The organism is Pedobacter sp. 05L430 (genome assembly GCF_056397585.1).
Genome location: NZ_JBFTNT010000485.1, coordinates 1 through 1,759 on the forward strand (window position 1 = coordinate 1; position 1,759 = coordinate 1,759).

The following is a 1,759-nucleotide window of genomic DNA, read 5'->3' on the forward strand; positions in this document are numbered from 1 at the left end:
GGATTACTTTTGCATCATATGCCTTAGTACTTGCTGTTATTTTTCCTTTTATTTTCAAGTATAAACATAACCGTGCAGAGGAATCAGCTATAAAAGCAATGAGCCACTAAGTCAATTGTTTTAGGATTTTTTAGTAACCGTTTTTAATAGATTTATGTCGACTGGTAAATATAGAAAAGAACATAATTGCCTGAATTGCGGGCAGAATGTAGAAAAACATTATTGCAGTAATTGTGGACAGGCTAACCTGGAGCTTAAAGAAAATTTCTGGCAGTTCATAAGTCACAGTATAGCTCATTATTTCCACTTCGACAATAAGTTTTTTCAAACTTTATCACCCTTACTTACAAAACCGGGAGAAGTTACACTGGATTATTTAGCTGGTAAAAGGGCCAGATATATCAATCCGGTTAGTATGTATATCTTTGTTTCTATTGTTTATTTCATTGTAGTTCCAAATAAATTGGAACACAAAGCCGAAGCAGTAGAGTTTCATTCTTCTGCAAGTAAGGATTCAGCAAAATCAAAAACAGAAGCACTAAAAAAAACCCTGGAGGATGGAGATTTTGAGGATGATTCTTTTATTGGAAAATCGGCAACATATGTGCAAAGAAAGCTCGACTTAGCCGAATTTAAATCACTTAGTTTCTCAGATCAGGAAAAGAAAATTACTGAACTTAAACATATAGTAGATAGTTTAAAGACCAATGAATACGACGATGTGTTAGAGTCTTATGAGAAATCACACATTATTAAACAAGACAGTACTTATAGTTCATACTTGCTAAGACAGCAAAAGCTAAATGAAGCAGATCGTGATTCATGGATCGATAGAATTTTTAAGAAACGTGAAATTGCTATAAACCAAAAATCGGCATCAGGTAATTGGTCCGTAAAAGAAGAACTTGAACATTACAGGCCAAAACAATACTTCCTATTGATGCCTTTACTAGCTTTATTTATTATGTGGAATTTCAGAAGAAACCACATCTATTATCTAGATCACCTTATATTTACTATACACGGAACAACTGCTTTTTTTATTACCCAAATAGTTACAGTTCCTTTGAGGAGGGATTTATTCGGTACGGGATCCTCAATAAGTGATCTCATCAAGTGGGCAGTAATTATTGGGATTATCTGGTATCTCTATAAAGCTTTAACTGTATTCTACCAGCGTTCCAGAAAGGTGACCATTAAGAAAATGATAACACTCTGCTTCTTGTATATGATGGCAGCTTTCATTTCTGAATGGGTAATTGAGCGATTCATATATTACTTTGTATAAATAAAAAAGCCTTAGCTGAACAGCTAAGGCTTTTTTATTTAAGATATATGTTTAATCTATTTTCTTTTTTCTATAGCAACAAATTCTCTATTTGTATGACCTACATATATTTGACGTGGACGGCCAATAGGCTCTTTATTTTCGTGCATTTCTTTCCACTGAGCAATCCATCCTGGTAAACGGCCCAAAGCAAAAAGAACTGTAAACATATCCGTTGGGAAACCAAGTGCTCTGTAAATTATACCTGAATAGAAATCAACATTAGGATAAAGCTTACGCTCAACGAAGTACGGATCACTTAATGCTGCTTCTTCTAGTTTCTTAGCAATTTCTAAAACAGGATCATCAATACCTAATTTCTCTAAAATATCGTCACATGCCTTTTTAATGATTTTAGCTCTTGGATCAAAGTTTTTGTAAACCCTATGTCCAAAACCCATCATACGGAAAGGATCATTCTTATCTTTTGCT

The 1,759-nt window shown here is 33.9% G+C and carries 2 protein-coding genes; one reads left to right on the forward strand and one right to left on the reverse strand.

The window, feature by feature from the left end:
• Positions 1–154: 154 nt before the first annotated feature.
• A complete protein-coding gene (locus AC1DG9_RS26665) occupies positions 155–1,288 on the forward strand; it encodes a DUF3667 domain-containing protein (RefSeq protein ID WP_172663188.1) in 1,134 nt (377 codons plus the stop codon).
• A 56-nt stretch (positions 1,289–1,344) separates the two neighbouring features.
• On the opposite strand, the gene AC1DG9_RS26670 is transcribed toward AC1DG9_RS26665, so the two are convergent.
• Positions 1,345–1,759: citrate/2-methylcitrate synthase (locus AC1DG9_RS26670; RefSeq protein ID WP_477635646.1), on the reverse strand; the 415-nt coding region annotated here is incomplete at its 5' end.